Source organism: Herbidospora solisilvae, from assembly GCF_009901565.1.
Lineage (GTDB): Bacteria > Actinomycetota > Actinomycetes > Streptosporangiales > Streptosporangiaceae > Herbidospora > Herbidospora solisilvae.
In genome coordinates this window covers 33,482-52,611 of record NZ_WXEW01000013.1, presented here as the reverse complement: position 1 = coordinate 52,611, position 19,130 = coordinate 33,482, and the positions used below count along the sequence as shown (strand labels likewise).

Annotated in this window: 17 protein-coding genes; 13 read left to right on the top strand and 4 right to left on the bottom strand. The window is 74.0% G+C overall.

Going from position 1 to position 19,130, the window contains the following annotated elements:
* The first annotated feature begins 85 nt into the window (after positions 1-85).
* Positions 86-505, top strand: coding sequence for an SRPBCC family protein (locus tag GT755_RS35620; RefSeq protein ID WP_161483975.1), 420 nt, complete (start codon positions 86-88; stop codon positions 503-505).
* 45 nt (positions 506-550) lie between these two features.
* Here the strand turns inward: GT755_RS35620 and GT755_RS35615 are convergent, their stop codons facing one another.
* Both GT755_RS35615 and GT755_RS35610 read right to left on the bottom strand, forming a co-directional pair.
* Complete coding sequence (locus GT755_RS35615; protein WP_161483974.1) at positions 551-907, bottom strand: YciI family protein; 357 nt, start codon at positions 905-907, stop codon at positions 551-553.
* A gap of 55 nt (positions 908-962) precedes the next feature.
* On the bottom strand, positions 963-3,740 hold the full coding sequence (locus GT755_RS35610; RefSeq protein WP_161483973.1) for an AbfB domain-containing protein: 2,778 nt from the start codon (positions 3,738-3,740) through the stop codon (positions 963-965).
* 108 nt (positions 3,741-3,848) lie between these two features.
* Between GT755_RS35610 and GT755_RS35605 the strand changes: the two genes are divergently transcribed.
* From GT755_RS35605 to GT755_RS35585, 5 genes are all read left to right on the top strand, one after another.
* Positions 3,849-4,676, top strand: coding sequence for a universal stress protein (locus tag GT755_RS35605; protein WP_202610927.1), 828 nt, complete (start codon positions 3,849-3,851; stop codon positions 4,674-4,676).
* A complete protein-coding gene (locus tag GT755_RS35600; protein WP_161483972.1) occupies positions 4,609-5,160 on the top strand; it encodes a TrmH family RNA methyltransferase in 552 nt (183 codons plus the stop codon). The genes GT755_RS35605 and GT755_RS35600 overlap by 68 nt, the downstream gene beginning before the upstream one ends.
* A 48-nt stretch (positions 5,161-5,208) precedes the next feature.
* A complete protein-coding gene (locus GT755_RS35595) occupies positions 5,209-6,066 on the top strand; it encodes an LLM class F420-dependent oxidoreductase (RefSeq protein ID WP_161483971.1) in 858 nt (285 codons plus the stop codon).
* Between the two features lie 112 nt (positions 6,067-6,178).
* Entirely contained in the window at positions 6,179-6,952 is a 774-nt protein-coding gene (locus tag GT755_RS35590; protein ID WP_161483970.1) for an AfsR/SARP family transcriptional regulator, read from the top strand.
* Positions 6,949-7,704, top strand: coding sequence for a thioesterase II family protein (locus GT755_RS35585; protein ID WP_161483969.1), 756 nt, complete (start codon positions 6,949-6,951; stop codon positions 7,702-7,704). Before GT755_RS35590 ends, GT755_RS35585 begins: the two co-directional genes overlap by 4 nt.
* Here the strand turns inward: GT755_RS35585 and GT755_RS35580 are convergent.
* On the bottom strand, positions 7,667-10,369 hold the full coding sequence (locus GT755_RS35580; RefSeq protein ID WP_161483968.1) for an ATP-binding protein: 2,703 nt from the start codon (positions 10,367-10,369) through the stop codon (positions 7,667-7,669). The two genes, GT755_RS35585 and GT755_RS35580, sit on opposite strands and share 38 nt — an antisense overlap.
* A gap of 276 nt (positions 10,370-10,645) precedes the next feature.
* Between GT755_RS35580 and GT755_RS40840 the strand changes: the two genes are divergently transcribed.
* Genes GT755_RS40840 through GT755_RS35545 form a run of 7 tightly spaced genes read left to right on the top strand, consistent with a single transcriptional unit; the run spans position 10,646 to position 18,447 of the window.
* Positions 10,646-13,156, top strand: coding sequence for an RHS repeat protein (locus GT755_RS40840; protein ID WP_161483967.1), 2,511 nt, complete (start codon positions 10,646-10,648; stop codon positions 13,154-13,156).
* A gap of 17 nt (positions 13,157-13,173) precedes the next feature.
* Positions 13,174-13,578: an allene oxide cyclase barrel-like domain-containing protein gene (locus tag GT755_RS35570; protein WP_030454064.1), complete on the top strand. Its 405-nt coding sequence runs from the start codon at positions 13,174-13,176 to the stop codon at positions 13,576-13,578.
* 4 nt (positions 13,579-13,582) lie between these two features.
* Entirely contained in the window at positions 13,583-14,605 is a 1,023-nt protein-coding gene (locus tag GT755_RS35565; protein ID WP_161483966.1) for a 3-oxoacyl-ACP synthase III family protein, read from the top strand.
* Positions 14,602-16,455, top strand: a complete 1,854-nt coding sequence (locus GT755_RS35560; RefSeq protein WP_161483965.1) for an HAD-IIIC family phosphatase — start codon at positions 14,602-14,604, stop codon at positions 16,453-16,455. The genes GT755_RS35565 and GT755_RS35560 overlap by 4 nt, the downstream gene beginning before the upstream one ends.
* On the top strand, positions 16,452-16,679 hold the full coding sequence (locus tag GT755_RS35555; RefSeq protein ID WP_161483964.1) for an acyl carrier protein: 228 nt from the start codon (positions 16,452-16,454) through the stop codon (positions 16,677-16,679). Before GT755_RS35560 ends, GT755_RS35555 begins: the two co-directional genes overlap by 4 nt.
* Positions 16,676-17,410, top strand: coding sequence for a 2-oxo acid dehydrogenase subunit E2 (locus GT755_RS35550; RefSeq protein ID WP_202610926.1), 735 nt, complete (start codon positions 16,676-16,678; stop codon positions 17,408-17,410). The genes GT755_RS35555 and GT755_RS35550 overlap by 4 nt, the downstream gene beginning before the upstream one ends.
* Entirely contained in the window at positions 17,407-18,447 is a 1,041-nt protein-coding gene (locus GT755_RS35545; protein WP_161483963.1) for an alpha/beta fold hydrolase, read from the top strand. Before GT755_RS35550 ends, GT755_RS35545 begins: the two co-directional genes overlap by 4 nt.
* Here GT755_RS35545 and GT755_RS35540 read toward each other — a convergent pair.
* Positions 18,442-19,095 (bottom strand): TetR/AcrR family transcriptional regulator, encoded by a 654-nt coding sequence (locus GT755_RS35540; protein ID WP_161483962.1) that lies wholly within the window; start codon positions 19,093-19,095, stop codon positions 18,442-18,444. The genes GT755_RS35545 and GT755_RS35540 overlap by 6 nt on opposite strands.
* Positions 19,096-19,130: the final 35 nt, after the last annotated feature.

Sequence of the window (19,130 nt, the reverse complement as noted above, 5' to 3'; positions counted from 1 at the left end):
CCATGACCCTTTTCTCCTGTCAAGGAGGAATCGATACTCACGGGAGCGCACCCACCGCAGCACCCACGGCTTCCAGGAGACCACCATGGCCAGCACCACCGCGTCCGCCGACCTCGCCGCCTCCCCCGACCGTGTCTGGGGGCTCATGGGCGGCTTCGGTTCGTTACCCGACTGGCTGCCCTCCATCACGGGCAGCGAGCTGCTGGAAGGTGGCCGCGTCCGCAGGCTCACCACCAGGGACGGCGTCGTCATCGTCGAGCGCCTGCAACACTTCGACGAGCGGGCCCGCACCTACGGCTACTCCGCGGGCGAGCTGCGGCTGCCCGTGCGGGACTACCGGGCCACCATCGCGGTCCACGAGGTGCCCGGCGAACCGGAGAGGTCGCGCGTCGAGTGGACGGGCACGTTCACCCCGGAGGGCGTCAGCGAAGAGGAGGCGGTCGAGGTCGTCCACCGGGTGCTGAGCGGGGGCCTCGACGCCCTGCGCCGGACGCTCGACGCCTGACGGCGAGGGGCCTCCCGGGGTCATCCGGGAGGCCCCTCGCGGACGTCACTGCGCGAAGACCACCGGCCGTACCTCCACGCCCATTCCCTCGACGCCGGCGTCGGGGATGAGGGCCGCCAGTTCCAGCGCCCGCTCCCGGTTCTCGACCTCGACCATGTAGTAGCCGCCGAAGAACTCCTTCGTCTCCAGGAACGGGCCGTCGGTCACCACCGGGATGCCGCCCCGGACCGTGACCACGGCGCTCTGCGCCGGGTCGGCCAGTGCGGCGGTGCCGACCATCTCGCCGGACTTGGTGATCGCCTCCATGAACTCTCCGTGGCCGGCCATCACCTCCTCACGCTGCTGCTCCGTGAGGCCGTCCCAGAGGCGTGGGTTCATGTGCATGATCAAGAGGAACTTCATGTCGTCTCTCCTTCGGTGTGCTTTCGAGGGTGAGTCGGAGCCACCGCCGGGTTCTCTACATCGGTGCCCAGGGATTCGCCAGATTCCACGTGCTGTCGGCCGTCAGGGTCTGCGGGCGGTTCCACGACCCGCCGGTCCCGTTGGCCGACCAGGTCTGCGCGTCGAAATGCCGCAGGTAGGAGCCGGGGTAGTTGATCGACTCCAGGGTCACTCCCCCGCCCTGCAGTCCGGGCCGCGCGCACCACGTCGCGTCCTGGGCGAAGAGGGCGCTGCCGTCGTGGGCGTCCATCCGCACGCGGGAGGCCGCGTGGCGCAGGTATCTCCCCGGGAAGTTGACCGACTCCAGCGAGTAGCAGCTGGTGTCGGCGAGGCCGCGGCGGATCGTCCACGTCGCGTCGTTCTTCAGCAGGGCGCTGCTGCCCGCGTCCACGACCTCGGTGAAGCCGAGGCTGTCGGCGTGGCGGAGGTAGCGGTTGGTGAAGCCCCAGGTCTGGACCTGGAGGGAGCGGCGTACGTCCACCGGGAGCAGGGTGCTGCTGCGCCACAACGCCGGAGCCGAGACGTCCCAGGTCGCGTCGGCGGCGAAGGATCCGCCGGTGTCGGGGTCGATGCGGACCTGCGCGTTCGCGTGGCGCAGGTAGCGGCCGGGCTGGTTGGCCGACTCGAACGACGTGCCGCCGCCCGCCAGGCCGGGGCGGGAGCACCAGGTGGCGTCGGCGGCGAAGGGGCCGCCGGTGTCGGCGTCCAGGCGGACGATCGAGGCGGCGTGCCGCAGGTAGCGGCCGGGCTGGTTGACCGACTCGAAGGAGTAGCAGCGCGGGTCGGACAGGCCGGGGACGGTGCGGAAGGAGGCGTCCTGGCGCGGGCCGTCTCCGCTCCCGGTGGTCAGGACGTCGGTGCGGGCCAGCGAGTTCGCGTGGCGGAGGTAGCGGTCGGTGTAACCCGTCGTGGTGACGCGGAACGACCTCACGTGGCCGATCTTCAGGTTGGGGGTCGCGTTCTGGTTCCCGGCCACGGCCAGCAGGGACTGGTGGGCGGCGCGGACCTGGGCGGTGTCGACCTTCTGGACGCGGCGGTCGTAGGTCAGCAGGCCGTTGTACTCGCCCTCCAGGTCGGTGATCTCGGTGTAGACCGAGCCGCTCAGGCCCTTCTTCACGACGAGTTCACGCAGGTCGCGGACCATGCCCGTGTAGCGGTCGTTCAGCTGGGCGGCGCTGGACTGCTGTTCGTAGGCGAAGAAGCCGCCGTGCGGGCTGTACTCGTGGCCGGAGGTGCGCAGGCCCAGGCCGCCGAACTCGCCGAGGATCGAGACGCGGGTCGCGGACGGGTCGGGTGCGTCCGGGCCCGTGTAGGCGTGCCAGTCGATCATGTCGCCGTTACCGGGGTCGCCCAGGCTGGCGCAGCAGTTGAAGCCGCTGTGGCCGTTGACCAGGCGGGTGGGGTCCTGGTTCTTGAGGTTCTGGATGACGCGCCGGGTGTCGGTCAGGTTCCACTCGCCCCAGCCCTCGTTGAACGGCACGTACGTGACGACGGCCGGCGAGCTGCGGTGTTCGTCGACGATCTCGCGGACCTCGGTCTCGAACTGGGCGGCGGCCGCGGGCGAGACGTCCTTGTTGGCGGCCGTCATCGACGGGATGTCCTGCCAGACCAGGAGGCCGAGGCGGTCGGCGTGGTAGAACCAGCGCTGGGGTTCGACCTTGATGTGCTTGCGGACCATGTTGAAGCCGAGGTCCTTGTGCTTCTGCAGGTCGAAGGCGAGCGCGGCGTCGGTGGGTGCGGTGTAGAGGCCGTCGGGCCAGTAGCCCTGGTCGAGGGTGCCGAGGTGGTAGACGAACTCGCCGTTCAGGGTCGGGCGCAGCACGCCGTTGACCACGCGGGTGCCGACCTCGCGCATGCCGAAGTAGTGCGTCGTCCGGTCTATGGTCTGGCCCGAGGCGTTCCGGAGGGTCAGGCGCAGGTTGTAGAGGAAGGGGTCGTCGGGGGTCCAGCGGCGGGCGTTCGGGACCGGGACGCTGAACTCGGTGAAGCCGCCGGTGGCGGTGCCGACCACGGTCGTGCCGTTCATCGCCTCGGCCAGCACCGTGTGGCCGCTGACGTTCCCCCGGGTGAGGACGCGGACCCGGAGCGAGTTCGTGGCGAGGTTCGCGTACAGGTCGGCGCCGGAGATCGAGGCCGCGGGGGTGGGTTCGAGCCAGACGGTCTGCCAGATGCCCGAGACCGGGGTGTAGAAGATGTTCGACGGGGTGCGGGTCTGCTTGCCGATCAGGGGGTGGCTGCCGTTGTGGGCCGAGTCGGTGGGGTCGTACACCTTGACGACGAGTTCGTTGACGCCGCCGTTGAGCGCGTCGGTGACGTCGAACTCGAAGCGGTCGTAGCCGCCCCGGTGGGTGCCCATCGCGCGGCCGTTGACCCAGACGCTCGCCTCCCAGTCGACCGCGCCGAAGTGCAGCTGCACCCGGCGGCCGGTCCAGGCCGGCGGGACGGTGAAGGTGCGCCGGTAGAAGAGGTAGTAGCGGTTGTCGTTCGCCGGGCGCATGACCCCCGAGAGGGCCGACTCGACGGCGAACGGGACGTTGACGCGTTCGGGCAGCGTGACGCCGAACTGCGGGGCGTCATCGGTGGCCGACTGGCGCAGTTGCCACTCCCCGTTGAGGTTCTGCCAGTCGGGGCGGGTCATCTGCGGGCGGGGGTAGTCGGGCAGGGGCGTGCCGGTGAGGGCCTGGCTCGTCCACGGCGTCGACAGCGGCGGGGTCTTCGCCGGGATCGCGTGGGCGGGCTGGGCGGTGAACAGGACCGCGAGCAGAACGGCTGAGAGCACTCCTCGTGTACGCATGACGCCTCTCCGAAGGTGGCGGGTCGCGAATCGATCACATTGCACCACGGCACGGCGTGCGCGACGACGACTCGCAGGTCCCCGACGTCCGCCAATCCGTGTGATCACATGGACACCGTGATCGTCGTGGGGGTCGACGGGCTGCGGCCCGGTGTGCTGGCGGTGGAGTGGGCGGCCCGGGAGGCGGTCGTCCGCGCGGTGCCGCTGCGGCTCGTGAACGTCGTCCCGGCGTGGTGCCTGCACGACGGCCCGACCGGCGCGGTCGCCGACATCGGCGCGTGGATGCGCAACGGCGGCAAGAGCGCCCTCGCGGAGGCGGCGGCCGCCGCCCGGCGGGTGGTCGGGACGGTCGCCGTCGAGACCTCCCTGCTGGGCGGCGATCCCCGGCGGGAGCTCATCGAGGTCTCCGAGGACGCCGACCTGCTCGTCGTCGGCGACTCGGGCATGGGGGCGCTGCGCGGCCTCCTGGTGGGGTCGGTCGCCCTGGGCGTGGCCGGGCACGCGCATTGTGACGTGGTCGTGGTGCGGGCCTCGGCGGCCGGTCCCCGTCCCGAGGTCGTCGTCGGGGTCGACGGGTCGGCGGCGCAGACCGCGGTGCTCGACTTCGCCTTCCGCGAGGCCGCCGTCCGCGACGCCGAGCTGCGCGCCGTCACCGCGTGGAACTGGCGCGACCCCCTCGGCGGGCCGGAGGCGAGCGAACGGGCCCTGGCCGAGGCCCTGGCGGGCCGCCGGGAGATCTTCCCGGACGTCCGGGTGCGGACGGAGGTGGTGGAGGGCAGCCCGGTGGACGTGCTGCGTCACGCCGCCGCCCAGGCCGGGCTCCTGGTCGTCGGGTCGCGGGGACGCGGGGTGCTGGCCGGGATGGTGCTTGGGTCGGTCAGCCAGGCCCTGCTGCACGTCGCGCCCTGCCCCCTCGTGGTCGTGCGCGGGAGATGACGGTTCGGTACGACAGCGGCGCCGTCGTCCGCCGGGATGTCTCGGGCATCTGTACGCCGCCCCGCTCTGGCCCCTGCACAGCGCCAACCTGGGCACCCTTCTCCGCACGTGTGACGCCGTGGGCGCCTGCCTGGCGGTGCCCCGGTTGCCGTGGGTGCCCGAGGCGCTGGGCCGGGGGAACACGCTGCGGCGGCCGGCCTGCGTCCACTGGGTGCGGCCCCTTTCGTGGCTCGCGGAGCGGCGGGCGGCCGGGGCGAACGTGCTCGGGGTCGAGCTGGCCGAGAACGCGATCAGGCTGGCCGACCTGCCGATGGCGCGGCGGCCGACCGTCGCCGTCCTCGGGCACGAACAGGACGGCATCCCGCCGGAGGCCCTCGACCTGCTCGACGACGTGGTGGAGATCCCGATGATCGGGATCGGCGCCAGCCTCAACGTCGCGGTCGCGGGGTCGCTGGTCCTCTACAAGCTGGCGGGTATGGCCTGACCCGAACGCGGAATGATGATCGACATCAGGCCATACGAAGGAGCGGACATGCGGATCGGCGTCGTCTTCCCCCAGACCGAGATCGGCCCGGACGTCGGCGCGGTGCGCGCCTACGGGCAGCGGGTGGAGGAACTCGGGTTCCGGCACGTGATGGCGTACGACCACGTGCTGGGGGCCGATCCGGACGTCCACGAAGGATGGGAGGGCCCCTACGACGTGGACACCGCCTTCCACGAGCCGATGGTGCTGTTCGGCTACCTGGCGGCGCTGACCTCGCTGGAGATGGTGAGCGCGATCATCATCGCGCCGCAGCGGCAGACCGCGCTGCTGGCCAAGCAGGCGGCCGAGGTCGACCTGCTGACCGGCGGGCGGCTGCGGCTCGGGGTGGGGCTGGGCTGGAACCGGGTCGAGTACGAGGCCCTCGGCCAGGACTTCACCACCCGGGGCCGGCGGATCGAGGAGCAGGTCGCGCTGATGCGGCGGCTCTGGACCGAGCGGTCGCTCAGCTTCGGCGGGGAGTTCGACCGGGTGACGGGGGCCGGGCTGGCCCCGCTGCCGGCACAGAGGCCGATCCCGATCTGGTTCGGGGCGCAGTCCGCTCCGGCGTACCGGCGGGCGGGCCGCCTGGCCGACGGCTGGTTCCCGCAGATGGAGCCGGGCCCCGGCCTGGAGGAGGCGAAGGCGGCCGTCGAGCGGGCCGCCGCCGAGGCGGGCCGCGACCCGGCCGCCATCGGGATGGACGGCCGCCTCCGCTGGACCCCCGACCAGGACGCGCTCGCCGAGGCGGCCGGGCAGTGGCGGGCGCACGGCGCGACCCACGTCAGCGTCAACACGATGAAGGCGGGCCTGCGCACCGTCGACGAGCACCTGGCGGCGCTGGAGAGCGCGGCCGCCGCCCTGCTCTGATTTCCCTACAAAATACGTAGGTTTTTAGGGGATATACGTAGTTTCGCTGATGTGCGGAGCGGCCCGGCCGAACAGGGTGGAGGACATCAGTCCACTGCCGCCAGAGGTGCCGATGCGTTACGAACTGCTTGGGCCGCTCCGTGTGTCCGACGGCCGGGAGTCCCATTTCCTCAGCGCTCCGAAGATGGAGACGACCCTGGCCATCCTGCTCGTCAGGGCGGAGTGGGTCACGACCAAGGAGCAGCTCATCACCGAGTTGTGGGGGGAGTCGCCGCCCCAGCGGGCCTCGGCGGCGCTGCACGTCTACATCTCCCAGCTCCGCAAGTTCCTGGCCGCCGCCGGGCACGGCGAGGGGGACGCGATCGTCACCCGGTCGTCCGGCTACGTGCTGCGGCTGCGGGACGCCGAGTACGACGTGGCCGACTTCCAGCGGGCGGTCGGCCACGGCCGGCTCTTCCTCCAGGCCGGGCGGTACGAGGAGGCGCTCGCCCAGTTCGAGGAGGCGCTGCGGCTGGTGCGCGGGCCGGTGCTCGACCAGTTGCCCGAGGGGCCGGTGCTGGCCGCGTTCGCCGCGTGGGCCGAGGAGGAGCGGCTCGACTGCCTGGAGCTCTCGATCGAGGCGCGCACCGCGCTCGGACGGCACCGCGAGGTGATCGGCCCGCTGAACGGCCTGATCACGCAGCACCCGCTCCGGGAGTCGTTCTACCGGCAGCTCATGCTGGCCCTCTACCGGTCGGAGCGGCAGGCCGACGCGCTCCAGGTCTACCGCACGGCGCAGCAGGTGCTGCAGGCCGAGCTCGGGGTGCAGCCGTGCCCGGCGCTGCGGCGGCTGCACCACGCGATCCTGACCTCCGACGCCCTGCTCGACCTGCGGGCGGCCAGTTGACCACCCCGTCCGCCGCCGGCATTTGGCTGCGGCGCTACCACGCGAGCCCCTCGGCCTCGGCGGAGCTGGTCTGCTTCCCGCACGCGGGCGGCGCGGCGGCGTACTGGTATCCGCTGTCGGCGCTGCTGGCCCCCGGGATCGAGACGCTGGCGGTGCAGTATCCCGGCCGCCAGGACCGCCACCGCGAACCGCCGGTGACCGACCTGCACACGCTCGCCGACCGGCTGGCCGAGGTGCTCGCCGGGCCGCCGGCCCGGCCGCGCGTGTTCCTCGGCCACAGCATGGGGGCCTCCCTCGCCTACGAGGTCGCGGCCCGTCTGGAGGGCCGGCCCGGCGCGCCCGCCCGTCTCATCCTCTCGGGCCGCCGCGCGCCGTCGCGGTGGCGGCCCTCCCCCGAGCCGTCGGGCGACGCCGCCCTCGTGGCGCGGGTGCGGGCGCTGGGCGGCACGGACGCCCACCGCCTCACCGACCCCGACGTGCTGGAGCTGGTGCTGCCCGCGCTGCGCGCCGACCACCTGGCCCTGGCGGGCTACCGCGACACGCCGGGCGTGGCGGTCTCCTGCCCGGTCACCGCCTTCGCGGGCGAACGGGACGAGGAGGCGCCGGTCGACGACGTCGCGGCCTGGCGGCACCACACGACCGGCGGATTCGACCTGCGGGTGTTCCCCGGCGGCCACTTCTTCATCGCCGACGACGCCCCCGGCACGGCGCGCCTCATCGCGGACCTGGTCCGGGCGGTTCCGACACGCTGAGCAGGCGCACCAGCGCGGCGCGGGAGCCGACGCCCAGCTTGGCGTAGATGCGGTTGAGGTGGACGTCGACCGTGCGGGGGCTGATGCGCAGGCGCTCGGCGATGTCCTTGGTCTTCAGGCCTTCTCCCGCGAGGTCGGCGACCTCGCGTTCGCGGCTGGTCAGCTCGCCCAGGCCCGCCTGCGGGCCGAGGGCCAGGTGGTGGACGGCCGCGCGGGCGAGGTCACGGGCCCGCGCGCCCCCCGGAGGGCCGTCGCCGAGCAGGGCCAGCGCCTCCTCGTAGCAGCGGGCGGCCGGTTCCCACCGGCGGGCCCGCGCGAACACGTGGCCCTTGGCCAGCCGGGCGTATCCGGCGGCCTCCGGCAGCCCGACGGCGACCGCGGCGTCGGCGGCGGCCTCGGCCCAGCGGGCGACGCGGGCGTGCTGGCCGTCGTCGGCGCGCAGGGTCGCCGCGGCCAGCAGCTCATAGCACCAGGCCGCGTAGACCTGGACCGGCTCGGGCACCTGCTCGGGCAGGTCGCCCGGCTCCGGCTCGTAGGGGAGCAGCAGCGCCAGCGCGCGGCCGGGTTCGCCGCCCGTCAGCGCCGCCTCGGCGAACAGCAGGGCGTTGATCGGGGTCCTGGCCGCGACGGGGTCGTCGTCGCGGCCGTTCGGCAGGGTGGGGCGGCCGAGCCGGGCCCAGGAGGCGGCGATCAGCGCGTCGGCCAGGCCGACGTGGTCGTCGCGGCCGATGCGGTGGGCGACCGAGCGCGCCTCCAGCGACACGGTGTGCGCGTCGGCGGGCCGGCCCATGTGGAACAGGACGTAGCCGAGGGTGCCCAGCAGCGGGGCCATCAGGTGCGCCTCGCCGCGTTCGCGGGCCCCCGACAGGGCCCGTTCGGCGTGGACGCGGGCCTGGTCGTACCACCCCATGAGCGCCTCGGCCCACGCCAGCACGAGCAGGTGGCCGCCCTCCCGGGAGCCCGCCGGCGTCTCCGCCCCGTCGAGCAGCCGGGCGGCGGCCCGCAGCGGCTCGGCGGCCCGTGCGGTGTGGCCTCCGATGACCATGCACATGCCGAGCAGGGCCAGCCGGCCCGCCCTCGTGACGCGGTCCTCGTGGGCGGCGTCGCGGGCCAGCGCCTCGACGTCGGCGCGGGCCGGGGTCTGCCCGGCCAGCACCTTGGAGAACTGGGCCTGCACGTTCAGCAGGGCGCGGGCGGCCGGATCGGCGTCGCCCCGCGCGGTCAGCTCGGCCAGGACGAGCGCCTGCGCCTCCCCCGCGTCGCCGAGCGCGGCGGTCACCGACGACAGGAAGGCGACGGAGCGGGCGCCGGCCGGGCCGCCGAGCACCTGCCTGGCCAGCTCGCGCACCCCGGCGGCGTCGCCCGTGGCGGCCAGCGCGCGCACGACCGGCCGCCACAACGCGGGGCCGGGTTCGGCGCCGTGGGCGCGGTGCACCCGCAGCGCGGAACTCACCCAGTGGGCGGCCTCGGCCGGGCGGCCGTGGCGCAGCGCGTCGTGGACGGCGGCCACCAGGAGCGCGGGGTCGGCGGAGAGGATGCCGGAGCGTTCGGCGTGCCGGGCCACCTCGGCGGGCGGCGCTCCGGTGGCCGACAGGTGCCGGGCGGCCCTGCCGTGCGCCGCCGACCGCCAGCAGGGGTCGACGGCGCCGTACAGGGCGAGCCGGACGAGCGGGTGGCGGAAGGTGAGCGTGCCGGGACTGCCCGGGACGGGCCTGATCAGGTCGCGCCGCCGGAGTTCGGTCAGCACCCGGCAGGCGACGTCGAGGTCGACCCCGGCCACGGCGGCCACCGCGCCGACGTCGAGGACGTCGCCGAGCACGGCCGCAGCGTCGAGCACCAGCCGGGCGCCCTCCGGCAGCGGCTCGGTCTCGGCCAGGAGCCGGGCGCCGAGGCTGCCGCGGGTCCAGGTGCCGCCGTCGTCGGCCGGGCGTTGCTGACCGGCCAGGGCCGTGAGGTAGAGCGGGTTGCCCATGGCGTCGTCGTGCAGGTTCTGGAGCGTCTCGGGCGCCAGGCCGTCGAGCAGCCGGGCCGACTGGCCGTAGCTCAGCGGGCCCAGCGCGACGGAGGCGACGCCCCCGAGGTCGAGCACCGAGCGCAACCGGACCGGCGACTGGCGGGGCCGGTGGGCGACGACGGTGCTCAGCGGGCCGTCGACGGGACGCCGGATGAGCATCTCCAGCAGCGCGACGGAGAGCGGATCGGCCCAGTGGACGTCGTCGAGGAGCAGCAGCACGTCGCCGGGCGCGGCGGCCAGGCAGTCGGCCAGCCCCCGGCGCACCGTGACGAAGAGCTGGTGGCGGCCGTCGAACGAGGTGGTCCCGGCGTCCCCGGCCGCGCCGAGCACGTCGATCAGCGTCGCGGCGGCGGGCACGATGCGGCCCCCGGGCCCGCGCCAGGCGGCCAGGGCCTGGAGGAAGGGGTGGAAGGGCTGGTCGGCCCCGGCTTCGGAGCAGCGGCCGGACCACACCGTGACGCCGTCCCGGCGGGCCCCCGCCGCGAGGCCGTCGAGCAGCCACGACTTGCCCGCGCCGGGGTCGCCGGTCAGTTCGGCGACCCGGCCGTGGCGGTCGCGCGCGGCCCGGACCAGATGGGTCAGGCGGTCGAACTCCACGTGTCTGACGAGGGCGGGACGCCGGATCTCCTGAGCGCGAACGGTGACCGTCATCTTCGCGGAAGCCTCCCCAAGGTTTCTATACAAAACCTACTGGAATTAGGGAATAGCATAACCAACCATCGCGGCCCGTCCGATTAGCGCGCCATCGGAATACCGGGATAGTCCCTGTCCGGAACGGCCGCGCCGGAGGCCCTTCGCCCGCTGACCGGGCACGAAACATCCCGGCAAATTGCCGCGAACCGGATTCTGGGGGCGTTAAGTCGCGCTTTAGAAACGGGGCCAAAGATGAGGCTCGCCATGCCGGCCGATTCGAGGGGTGAACAGCCTGTGTCCACACTCCGGGACGTCCACGCCCGCCACGCGGTCCGCCGCGTCCCCCTCGGCGACGCCGCCGAGGTGCTGGTCGACCTGCGCGACGGCACGCCGGTCGTGCGCCTGCTGGACCTGGTGGTGGCGGGGACCCGCGCCCATCTGCGGCTGGTGAGCGAGTACCGGGGCGACTCCCGGCACGAGGCCGGGCTCGGGCCCGGCTGGCGGCTCGACCCCGCGCCGGTCCGGGGGCGGACGGGCGAACCCGTCGTCGTCGACGACCAGGGCCGCGTCGTCACCCTGCACCGCGACACCGGAGGCCTGATCACGAAGATCGTCGACCCGCTGGGCGCGCAGGCCGCCGTGTTCCTGTACGACCTGGCCGGACGGCCCGTCCGGCACACCGACGCCGCCGGCGCGGCGACCCTCTTCCGCTGGGACGACGACGACCGCCTGACCACCCTGGAGGACCCCACCGGCGGCACGCTGACCTTCGGGTACGAGGGGCGGGCGGTGACCACGCTCGACTGGGGCGGCGGCCGGCTCGCCCTCGCCTACTCCCCCGGCCGCACGACGGTGACCGACGCCGCCGGGCGGGTGACCGTCCACGACTTCGACGAGAAAGGCCGCCTGGTCGCGCTCGGCGACGGACGCCGCTGGGCCTGGACCGACGACGACCTCCTCCACGAGGAGACCGACCCCCTCGGCGGCGTCGTCACCCGCGCGTACGACCACGAGGGCCGGCTGACCACGCTGCGGCTGCCCACCGGGGAGGAGAGCGGCGCGGAGTACGGCCCGCGCACCGTCCTGCGCGACCCGGCGGGCCGCGAACTGCGGCTGGACACCGACGAGGAGGGCCGCCCGGTGCGCGCCCTGACGCCCGGCCGGGACGAACCCCTCGACATCCGCACCTACCACCCGGTGCACGGCCGCCCGCTGACGTTCACCGACGGCAACGGCCACACCACCTCCTTCGGCTACGACGCCGCCGGGAACCTGACCACCGTCACCCCGCCCGCGCCGCTCGGCCCGGTCCGCTACGCCTACGACGGCCTGTCGCGGGTCACCGCCGTCACCGGCGGCGACGGGCGCACGGTCGGCTACCGGCACGACGCGGCCGGACGCCTGGCCGAGGTCGTCGACGAGGCGACCGGCACGGTCCTGGCCGCGTACTCCCACGACGCCCTCGGGCGGGTCACCCGCCGCTCCGGCCCCGGCTGGTCGTACGCCCACACCTGGGCCCGGACCGGCCGCGGCCCCCGGATCAGCCGGTCGGTCCGCACCGCCGACGGCGAACCGGCCGAGGAGGTGCGCTACGACCACTCCCCCGACGGCGACCTGCTCGCCGTCACCACCCCCGGCGGCACCACGTCCTACGCCTACGACGACCTCGGGCGGCTCGCGACGGTGACCACCCCGGCCGGGCACGTCGCCCGCCTCACCCATGACGCCGCCGGGCGGCGGGTCCGGGTGGACCTGGGGACGGCCGTACAGGAGATCGAGCACGACGCGTCGGGCCGCCGGACCGCGCTCACCGTGCGCGGCCCCGACGGCGAACCGCTCCTGACCACCCGCTACGCCTACGAGGGCGGCCTGCTGCGCACCGCCGAGATCGACGGCGCGGCCGTCGACTTCGCCTACGAGGAGCTGGGCCGCCTGGTGCGCGCGGGCGCGACGGAGTACGCCTACGACCACGCGCACAACCTGGTCAGACTGGGCCAGGTCGCCTTCACGCTCAACGCGGCCGGGCAGGTGACCCGCTTCGGCGACACCGAGTTCACCTACGACGGCGCGGGCGACTTCGTCGAGGAGGTCAACCCGACCGGCTCGTTCGCCTACAGCCCCACCCACCAGACCCTCACCGGCGTCTTCGGCGGGGTCCGGGTCGTGGACGTCTCCTACGACGGCCTCGACCAGCGCGCCCCGCGCCGGATCACCGAGACCACCGTCGACGGCCGGACCGTCACCCACGTGCTGACCTGGTCGGAGCTGGGACTGCTGCGCGTCGTCGACGACGGCGCGCCCACCGACCTGGTGCGCCTTCCCGACGGGACGCCGATCGCCCTGACGGCCCCCGGCGGAGCGCACCACTGGATCGTGACCGACCACCAGGGCTCGGTGGCGGCCCTGGTCGGCGCCGAAGGCGAGATCACCGCCCGCTACCGCTACACCCCCCACGGCGCCGTCACCGCCGAGGGCCCGGCCGCCGCCCTGAACCCGCTGCGGTTCCTGGGCGCCTACCAGCTGCTGCGCAGCGCGCACGTGCTCGACGACCACCTCTACAACGGCCACTGGGGCCGCTTCACCCAGCCCGACCCGCGCCGCCTGGCGTACGCCCCCTACACCTTCCGCGACAACGACCCCGTCAACACCGCGACAACGACCCGGCACGACTTCTGGGCCGTGCTGAGCGGTCACCCGGTGGAGCGCTTCTTCCCCGGCCCGCCGCCGCCTCACCTGCCGGAGTGCGCGGGCGACCGCATCCCCCTGATCGCGGGCGAACCCCCGGCCCGCTTCCCCCTGGACTGACGAGAGAGGACCTCATCATGGCCGACCAGATCGTGATCCGCGCGCCCAAGGAGATCGTGGTGAAGGTGGTCGACGACGTCACGGTCGCCGACCCGCAGATCGGGCAGACCGGCACGTTCGACGACGAGATCTACGACGAGGACGGCAACCTCCTCGGCACCTCCCACGGCTCGTTCCGGATCGAGTACGTGCGCCCCGGCGACGGCGGCCTGATGACCTACTACACCGAGGACATCACGCTGACCGACGGCACCATCCACGCCGAGGGCTGGGCCGACTTCAACGACGTGCGGACCAGCGAGTGGGTCTACTACCCGGCCACCGGCACCGGCGGCAGGTACGAGGGCCTCACCGGGTTCCGCACCTGGCGCATGACCGGCGTGCGGGCCTCGGCAGAGGCGCGCATCCTGCTCGCCGGCTGAGCCGATGCACATCCTCTCGGCCGCCTCGGCGCTGCCCGGCCCGCCCGTGGACAACGCGGCGCTGGCCCGGCGCTTCGGCATGGACGCGCTGTGGGAGCAGTGGGTGGAGGCCTTCATCGGCACCCACGCCCGCCACCTCGCGCTCGACCTGGAGTCGGGCAAGGTCGTCACGACACTCGCCGACCTGGCCGCCGACGCCGGGGCCCGCGCCCTGGCGGCGGCGGGCGTGACGGCGGGCGAGGTGGACGCCGTCGTCCTGGGCACCGCGACCCCCGACCGGCTGATGCCGGCCACCGTGAACATCGTGGCCGACCGGCTCGGCATCGACCAGGTGCGCACCTTCCAGCTGCAGTCGGGCTGCTCGGGGGCCGTCCAGGCGCTCGACGTGGCCCGGCAGCTGCTGCTGGCCGGGGAGACCGGGACGGTGCTGGTGCTCGGCGGCGACGTGATCGCCCGCTTCTACGACGTGGCCCGCGACCTGACCAGGGCGGCCCCGGCCGAGCTGGTCAACTACGTGCTGTTCGGCGACGCGGCGGGCGCGGCCGTGGTGTCGGCCCGGCCCGCGCCCGGCTCGGCGGAGGTGCGGGCCCTGTTCACCCGCCTGGTCGGCCTGGGCCGGGAGCCCGGCGCGGTGCTGGAGTGGTTCGGCCCCGCCGACCGCGACGACGACCGCCCGGCGGCGACCGAGGACTACAAGGCGATCGAGAAGCACGTGCCCGAGATGACCGAGGAGGTGCTGCTGGAGCTGCTGCGCGCCGTCGGCTGGACCGACCGCGACGTCGACCTGGTGCTGCCGCCGCAGCTCTCGGGCCGGATGACCCGGCTGATCACCGACCGGCTGGCGCTGCCGGCCGCCCGGGAGGTCTCCGTGGTCGACCACGCGGGCAACTGCGGCAACGCCATCGTCTTCCTGCAGCTGGAGCGGGCGCTGGCCGGGCTCGCCCCCGGGGAGCGGGCGATCGGGGTGTCGATCGAGTCGAGCAAGTGGATCAAGGCCGGGTTCGCGCTGGAAGGAGGCGCGTCGTGAGCGGCCTCCCGCCTCCCGAGGAGTGGCCGTCGGTGCGCGGGCTGCTGGCCGAGCTGCCCGACGAGGCGCTGCCGCGCGCCGGCCGGTTCCTGGCCCGGCTCGACCCCGCCGAGGTGCTCGCCGCCCATCCGGCCACGCCTCTCGTCTCCCTGTACGTCACCGGGCACGGCACCCTGGCCGCGCTGCGCCCGGCGCTGGCCGTGGAACTGGCCCGGCACGGCCTGCTGGCCGGAATCACGCTCGCCGACTTCGACGCCTGGGTGCGCGACCTGGCCGACCCGGCGAGCGATCTCTACACGACCCTCGGCGAGGCCGGCGGCCCGGCGTTCGCGCTGGCGGTGCTCGGCCCCGAGATCGTCGCCGCCGAGTTGCCCCTGCCCTGGCGGGCCGACGACGCCGCCCGGGTGCTCGACACGAAGATCGCGCTGATCGAGAAGCTGGCCGAGACGTTCGCGTCGACCGCGAACGGGGCCACGCTGGTGCTCAACACCCTCCCGCTGCCCCGCGAGCTGACCGCCCAGCTTCTCGACCGGCGCGAACGGGCCGCCCTCGGCGCGGCCTGGCGGGAGGCCAACACGCGGCTGCTGCGGCTCGACCGCCCCGAGGTGGCCGTCGTCGACCTCGACCCGCTGCTCGCCGAAGGGGTGCGGGCCCGCGACCCCCGGCAGAGCGTCTACGCCAAGGCCCACCTGACCGACGACCTGCTCGCCGCGTACGCCAGAGAGGTCGGCCACCTGGCCCGGCAGGCCGCCGGACAGGGCAAGAAGGTGCTGGTGCTCGACCTCGACGAGACGGTCTGGGGCGGCGTGCTCGGGGAGGTGGGGCCGGAGGGCGTCGAGGTGGCCGAGGGCTACCGGGGCGAGGCGTTCACCCGGTTCCAGCGGGTGGTCCGGCAACTCGGCTCGCAGGGCGTGCTGGTGGCGGCGGTCAGCAAGAACGACCCCGAGCCGGTGGCCGGCGTGCTGCGCGACCACCCGGGGATGACGCTGCGGGAGGGCGACTTCGTCCAGGTGCGGGCCAACTGGCGGCCCAAGCACGACAACCTGGCCGAGCTCGCGGGCGACCTCAACCTGGGCGCCGACAGTTTCGTGTTCGCCGACGACAGCCCCTTCGAACGCGGGCTGGTGCGCCGCGAGCTGCCCGGCGTCGCCGTCGTCGACCTCAGCGACGAACCTGCGCTGCACGTCACGGCGCTGCTGCGGGACGGCTGGTTCGACGTGCCCCGGCTCACCTCCGACGACCTGGCCCGCCCGGCCCGCTACCGCGAGGAGGGCGCCCGGCGCGGCTTCCTGGAGAGCTTCGACTCCCTGGAGGGCTACCTGGCCGAGCTCGGCACGGAGGTGCGGCTCGCCCCCGCCGCGCCCGCCCAGCTCGACCGGGTCTCCCAGCTCACCCTGCGCACCAACCAGTTCAACCTGACCACCTGCCGGTTGTCCCCCGCCGAGGTGCGCGACCTGGCCGGCGACCCGGATGCGCGGGTGCTCGCCATCGCCTCGGCCGACCGCTTCGGCGAGCACGGCCTCGTCGGCGCGGTGCTGCTGCGCCGCGACGGCGCGGTGCTGCGGGTGGAGAACTTCCTGCTGAGCTGCCGGGTGTTCGCGCGCGGCATCGAGCAGGCGGTGCTGGGCGCGGTGCTGGAGCACGCCCGCGGCTCGGCCGCCCGCGAGGTGCGGGCCGCCTACCGGCGCACCGCCAAGAACGGCAGGGTGGCCGGCTTCTATCCGGAGGCCGGGTTCACGACCGTGCACGCCGACGAGGCGGGGGCCGAGTTCCGGCACGACCTGACCCGGCCGCCGGAACCGGTGCCGCACATCCGCCTCAGCGCCGATTTCGGAGGACACCAACCATGATTTCCGTCGAGGAGTACGTCACGCTGCTGCGCGACGAACTGGCCCTCCCGGTCACCGAGGACGACCTCGGCCGGTCGCTCGACACGGTCGACGCGTGGGACTCGGTGCACCTGCTCACGCTCTGCACCCTGTTGGAGCGCCAGACGGGCCGCCCGCTGCCGTTCGCCCGGGTGCTGGAGGCGCCCAGCCTGGCGGCGGTCTACGAACTGGCGACCGCGTCGTGACCGGCGTCCCGCCCCACCGCGAGAGGCGGCACACGCTGTTCTTCCTGGAGGTCATCAGGGACTTCTCCCCCGTCTTCCTCGACACCGAGGTCGACATGACCGCCGTGCTGGCGCACCGCGCCGTCCACCACCACGCGATCACCGCCTACGTCCTGCACGCCGCCGGGCGGGTGCTGGCCAAGCACCCGGAGGCCAACGCGGCGATCCAGGGACGGCTCCGCCCCCGGGTGGCCCGCTATCCGTTCGTCAGCGGCAAGGTCACCCTCGACCGCACGCTCAACGGGCGGCGGGTCGTGCTCGGCACGGTCGTGCCGAACCTCCACGAGGCCGCCGTCGCCGACATCCACGCGCACCTGACGCGGGTGCGCCACGGCGACCCCGAGAAGCTGAAGGACTTCGAGGGGGTACGCCGGCTGCACGCCGCGCCCTGGGCCCTCGGCCGCCGGAGGTTCCGCAAGGCCGCCCGGTCGCTGCGCCTGCGCCCCCACCTGACCGGCACGTTCGCGGTGACCTCGCTCGGCCACCGGGCGGTCGACTCCTTCCACTCGGTCGGCGGCACCACCACCACGTTCGGCGTCGGCCGGATCACCGACCGGGTCGTGGTGCGGGACGGCGCGCCCGCCGTCGCGCCCGTGATGCGGCTCAGCCTCGCGTTCGACCACCGGGTGATCGACGGCGCCGAGGCCGCCGACGTGCTGACCGAGGTGAAAGAGGCCCTGGAGACCCTATGACCCACCTGGACGAGCTGAAGAACTACGTGATCGCGCACGCCCGCTCGCAGGGCATGCCGCCCGAGCATTCGGCCGCGATCCTGGCCCGGATCCACGACGACGACTCGTGGGTGCGTGAGTGGAGCGCCGAAGGCGACCGGCTGGCCGCCGACCGCCCGCTGGAGGCCAACGCCCACTACATCATGGCCCGCTTCCCCTACGCCGACGGCCCGGCCCGGCAGGAGGCCGCCGCGCGCAGCCGGGCCGTCTTCGACCGGTGGCGGGCCGGCTTCCCGGCGATCAGGCCGCTGGAGGGCCCGGCCCCCGGCTGGACGGTCGGCCTGGACGACCCCGTCCCCCGGCCGCTGCTGGTGCTGACCGGCGGCATCATCTCCGTCAAGGAGCAGTGGGCGGCGGTGCTGCCGCAGCTCGACGCGCTGGGCTTCGCCGGGATCGTCACCGAGATGCCCCGCGTCGGCGAGAACCCGGTGCCCTACGACGCCGACGCCTGGCGCTTCTTCCCCGCCCTGCTCGACGCGGTCGAGGGCCGCGCCGACACCCGCAGGACTTACCTGCTGGCGCTCAGCTTCAGCGGCCATCTGGCGCTGCGGGCCGCCCTCCACGACGACCGGATCAGGGGCGTCGTGGGCGCGGGCGCGCCGCTGCGCCACTTCTTCACCGACGAGGCCTGGCAGGCGCGGGTGCCGGATGTCACCACCGAGACGCTGGCCCACCTCGCCGGGACCGACCCGGACAAGGTCTACACGCTGATCCGCGACTGGGCGCTCACCCCGGAGGAGCTGTCGGCGCTGCGCATCCCGGTCGCGCACGTGACGAGCCTGCGTGACGAGATCATCCCGCCCGCCGACGCCGCCCTGCTGCGCGAGCGGGTCGGCGGGGTGCGGGTGCTGGAGCACGACGACGTGCACGGCGCGCCGTCGGCGTTCGCGCAGACCCGGTTGTGGACGCTGCTGTCGGTGCTGCGCATCCACGGCGGCTTCGCGCCCCAGCGGGTGGCCCTCACGAAGGAGTTCTCCAAGCTCCGGTACGCCTCATGACCCGCCCGAGGATCCGAACGCGCGCAGGAACGTGTCGACCCCGGCGACGGCGACCTTCTCGGCGTCCCGCGAGTCGAGCGGGCGGGAGCCGAAGGTGCTCAGCGTGGGGAGCTCCTCGTAGACCAGGGCGATGAACTGGTTGGCCGCCCTGACCGGGTCTTCGATGCGCAGGTGGCCGGCGTTGGCCAGCCGGGCCAGCCGCCCGGCCAGGGCCTCGATGAACTGGTCGGGGCCGCTCGCCCTGACCTGGTCGAACAGGTCGGGGAAGCGGACCGCCTCGGCGTAGAGGAGGCGGCGGACGGCCTGGGACTGCTCGTCGGTGTAGCAGGCCACGAGCTTGCCCGCGACGTCTTCGAGGCCGGGGCGCAGCCCGTCGGCCTCGACGGGGAAGGACTCCAGGACCTCCATCGTCTTGCCGTTGGCCCGCGCCGCGGTCTCGGTCATGACGTGGCGGAACAGGTTCTCCTTGGAACCGAGGTGGTTGTAGATGGTCGGCTTCGCCACCCCCGCCTCGGCGGCGATCATGTCGAGGCTCGCCTGCGCGTAGCCGACGCGGGCGAACACCCGTAGCGCGGCCTCCACGATGGCCCGGCGTTTGTCCAGCCGCCCTCGGTCGGAGGTCGATTTCTCGGTGTCGCCAACGCTCATTTGGCCATGCTACCGTCCCAGGCAGGCAATTGAAC

What these genes read in the sequence shown, in the direction of transcription:
- GT755_RS35620 (WP_161483975.1), top strand. Translation starts at nt 86, where the DNA reads ATGGCCAGCACCACCGCGTCCGCCGACCTCGCCGCCTCCCCCGACCGT.
- GT755_RS35615 (WP_161483974.1), bottom strand. Translation starts at nt 907, where the DNA reads ATGAAGTTCCTCTTGATCATGCACATGAACCCACGCCTCTGGGACGGC.
- GT755_RS35610 (WP_161483973.1), bottom strand. Translation starts at nt 3,740, where the DNA reads ATGCGTACACGAGGAGTGCTCTCAGCCGTTCTGCTCGCGGTCCTGTTC.
- GT755_RS35605 (WP_202610927.1), top strand. Translation starts at nt 3,849, where the DNA reads ATGGACACCGTGATCGTCGTGGGGGTCGACGGGCTGCGGCCCGGTGTG.
- GT755_RS35595 (WP_161483971.1), top strand. Translation starts at nt 5,209, where the DNA reads ATGCGGATCGGCGTCGTCTTCCCCCAGACCGAGATCGGCCCGGACGTC.
- GT755_RS35590 (WP_161483970.1), top strand. Translation starts at nt 6,179, where the DNA reads ATGCGTTACGAACTGCTTGGGCCGCTCCGTGTGTCCGACGGCCGGGAG.
- GT755_RS35580 (WP_161483968.1), bottom strand. Translation starts at nt 10,369, where the DNA reads ATGACGGTCACCGTTCGCGCTCAGGAGATCCGGCGTCCCGCCCTCGTC.
- GT755_RS35570 (WP_030454064.1), top strand. Translation starts at nt 13,174, where the DNA reads ATGGCCGACCAGATCGTGATCCGCGCGCCCAAGGAGATCGTGGTGAAG.
- GT755_RS35565 (WP_161483966.1), top strand. Translation starts at nt 13,583, where the DNA reads ATGCACATCCTCTCGGCCGCCTCGGCGCTGCCCGGCCCGCCCGTGGAC.
- GT755_RS35555 (WP_161483964.1), top strand. Translation starts at nt 16,452, where the DNA reads ATGATTTCCGTCGAGGAGTACGTCACGCTGCTGCGCGACGAACTGGCC.
- GT755_RS35545 (WP_161483963.1), top strand. Translation starts at nt 17,407, where the DNA reads ATGACCCACCTGGACGAGCTGAAGAACTACGTGATCGCGCACGCCCGC.
- GT755_RS35540 (WP_161483962.1), bottom strand. Translation starts at nt 19,095, where the DNA reads ATGAGCGTTGGCGACACCGAGAAATCGACCTCCGACCGAGGGCGGCTG.